At 63.3% G+C, this 2,787-nt stretch carries 4 protein-coding genes; 3 read left to right on the forward strand and 1 reads right to left on the reverse strand.

Annotated features, from left to right (window positions below; genetic code table 11):
- The 3 genes from ENZ75_RS27475 to ENZ75_RS27485 form a co-directional block, all read left to right on the forward strand.
- A partial coding sequence (locus ENZ75_RS27475; RefSeq protein ID WP_128278457.1) for a transporter substrate-binding domain-containing protein occupies positions 1-575 on the forward strand: 575 nt, incomplete at its 5' end.
- A 6-nt stretch (positions 576-581) separates the two neighbouring features.
- Positions 582-1,238: an amino acid ABC transporter permease gene (locus tag ENZ75_RS27480; protein ID WP_024502057.1), complete on the forward strand. Its 657-nt coding sequence runs from the start codon at positions 582-584 to the stop codon at positions 1,236-1,238.
- The gene (locus tag ENZ75_RS27485) at positions 1,235-1,882 is read left to right on the forward strand and encodes an amino acid ABC transporter permease (RefSeq protein WP_024502056.1); all 648 of its coding nucleotides are present in this window, start codon (positions 1,235-1,237) and stop codon (positions 1,880-1,882) included. The genes ENZ75_RS27480 and ENZ75_RS27485 overlap by 4 nt, the downstream gene beginning before the upstream one ends.
- Positions 1,883-1,904: 22 nt before the next feature.
- On the opposite strand, the gene ENZ75_RS27490 is transcribed toward ENZ75_RS27485, so the two are convergent.
- Positions 1,905-2,720, reverse strand: a complete 816-nt coding sequence (locus tag ENZ75_RS27490; protein ID WP_063170427.1) for an oxidoreductase — start codon at positions 2,718-2,720, stop codon at positions 1,905-1,907.
- Positions 2,721-2,787: the final 67 nt, after the last annotated feature.

Here is a 2,787-nt window from a genome sequence, read left to right on the forward strand (position 1 = left end):
AGGTGAAGCTCAATCCCATCGCCGTCACCGGCCAGAACCGCATCCCGTATCTGAACGATCATCGCGTCGACCTGCTGATGAGCGTCGGCTATTCGAAGGAACGCGAGCAGGTCATCGACTTCGCCGCTGCCTACGCGCCCTACTACATCGCCGTGATCGGTCCGGCAGCGCTTGCCGTCAAAGGCAAGGAAGACCTCGCCGACAAGTCGATCGCCGTCAATCGCGGCACGCTGGAAGACACCTCGCTCACCGAGGCAGCACCGGCATCGGCCGACATCAAGCGCTTCGACAACTACAATTCGGTGATCCAGGCCTTCATCTCCGGCCAGACGCAGCTGATGGTCGTCGGCAACGATGTCGGCGCGCAGGTGCTGGCCAAGCAGGACGCACTGAAGCCGGAGCAGAAGTTCCAGCTTCTGACCTCGCCCTCGCATATCGGCCTCAACAAGAACGAAGACGGCCTGAAGAAGGCCGTGAACGATGCGGTCGCCAAGATGCTGGCCGACGGCAAGCTGGACGAAAGCTCGAAAGCCTGGCTGAAGACGCCGCTCAATCCCGACAATCTCAAGGATTGAGTTTCCGTGGCCTTTGGCTGGCTCCCGGGTGCCCTGGGCGACATCGCGCATGGCGCGGCCACGACGATCCTGCTGATCGCCGTGACCACGCTGGCCGGAACGCTGCTCAGCATCCTGGGTGCCGCGGGGCGGCGAAACGGCCCGGTGCTGCTCAAGCGGGCAATCGCCTGCTATGTCGAGGTGATGCGCAACACGCCGTTCCTGGTGCAGTTGTTCTTCATCTTCTTTGGGCTGCCCAGCCTGGGCGTCCGGCTCGACCCGCTCCTGGCCGCCATGCTGGCGATGACGCTCAACATGGCGGCCTACACCATCGAGATCGTCGGCGCCGGGCTTGACGCCGTGCCCGGCGGGCAGACGGAAGCAGCGCTGGCCCTTGGGCTGCGGCCACGCCAGGTGTTCGTCAAGATCGTGCTGCCGCAGGCGCTCAAGATCATCTACCCCGCGCTCACCAGCCAGATCGTCATCATGATGCTGGAGTCCGCCGTCGTGTCGCAGATCGCCGTGCGTGAGCTGACCTACGAGGCCGACATGCTGCAGGCACGCACCTTCCGCTCCTTCGAGACCTATTTCGTCGTGACGCTGGTCTATCTCGCTCTGTCGATGGCCTTGCGCCGGCTGCTGGTGTCAGGCGGGCGCCGCGCGCTCGGAGCCGGTGTGTCATGATCGAGTTCACCTTCTGGGACATCGTGCGCAACCTACTGCTCGCCGCCCGCTGGACGGTGCTGCTATCGCTGGCCGCCTTTATCGGCGGCGGCATCGTCGGCATGATCGTGCTGTTCTTCAGGATCGCTGAGAACAAATGGAGCCGGCGTGTCGCCTCCGGCTACATCGCCCTGTTCCAGGGGACGCCGCTCTTGATGCAGCTGTTCCTGATGTTCTTCGGCCTGCCGATGCTTGGTCTGCGCATCGAACCCTGGACGGCGGCGGCGCTCGGCCTCACCTTCTTCGCCAGCGCCTATCTCGCCGAAATCTGGCGCTCCGGCGTCGCGGCGCTACCCCTCGGTCAATGGGACGCCGGTGCCAGCCTCGGCCTGCACTATCTGCAGGAACTCAGGCTGATCATCCTGCCGCAGGCGTTTTCGATCACCCGCGCACCCACCGTCGGCTTCCTGGTGCAGCTGATCAAATCGACGGCGCTCACCTCGATCATCGGCTTCGAGGAGCTGGTGCGGACCTCCAACGCCATCAACAATGCGACCTTCGAACCGTTCAAGGTATACGGGCTGGTGGCGCTGATCTTCTTCGTCATGTGCTTTCCGCTGACGCAATACGCCCGCAGGCTCGAGAAACAGGCGGCTGCTCGCTGACGCGCCAAGGCAGCGCCCGATTTCAGACCGGCAACCCAAGCTGCTTGCGCAGGCTCTTGTCGAATTCGGATGCGGGGACGAAACGGCGCAGGAAACTGACCTGGCGCGCCATTTTTCCCGCCGCATAGCGTTTCTTCGGCGCGGGATCGGTCGCTGCTGCCAAAATGGTCTTGGCGACCACTTCGGGCGCATCGCCTTTTTCCATCGATTTCCGCACTGACATAGTCATCCCGGCGCGCGCGGAGTCGTAGATTTCGAGCGACCGGTCGGGGGCGGCAAGATTGTCCTCGAATGATGTGCGGGTATAGGCGGGCTCCACCAGCGAAACGCGAATGCCGAAGGGGCGCAATTCGTGATCGAGCGACTCGGAATACCCTTCGATGGCGTGTTTGGTCGACGAGTAAAGCGCGAAATAGGGAGCGGGGATGAACCCCTGTACCGAGCTCAAATTTACGATTCTGCCCTTCCCTTGGCGCCGCATTGCCGGCAGCACCGCGTTGGTCACGCGCAAGACGCCGAAGACGTTCACGTCGAACAGCGCCTTGGCCTGGGCGGTCGAGGACTCCTCCGCGCCGCCAAACAGCCCCATGCCGGCATTGTTGACAAGCACGTCGATGCGTCCGGCCGCGGCCAGAACGTCATCGACCATTGTCGCGACGGACGCGTCGTCGGTCACGTCGCAGGTCAGCATGGTCACGCCGGCGGATTGCTGTGAGGCCGTGCGACGGCTGGTTCCGAAGACGCGAAAGCCAGCGCCGAGCAAGGCGTCGGCGGTAGCGCGCCCGATGCCGGAAGATGCCCCTGTGACAAGGGCGACGCCGGGACTGGTCTTGTTCATGGAAATCATATCCTTCTTTGCGTTGGATCGGATTGGGAAAAGCATTGAGATAGGCCGGGGCAAAGGG

This window comes from Mesorhizobium sp. M7A.F.Ca.CA.002.04.1.1, assembly GCF_004022805.1.
Classification (GTDB): domain Bacteria; phylum Pseudomonadota; class Alphaproteobacteria; order Rhizobiales; family Rhizobiaceae; genus Mesorhizobium; species Mesorhizobium ciceri.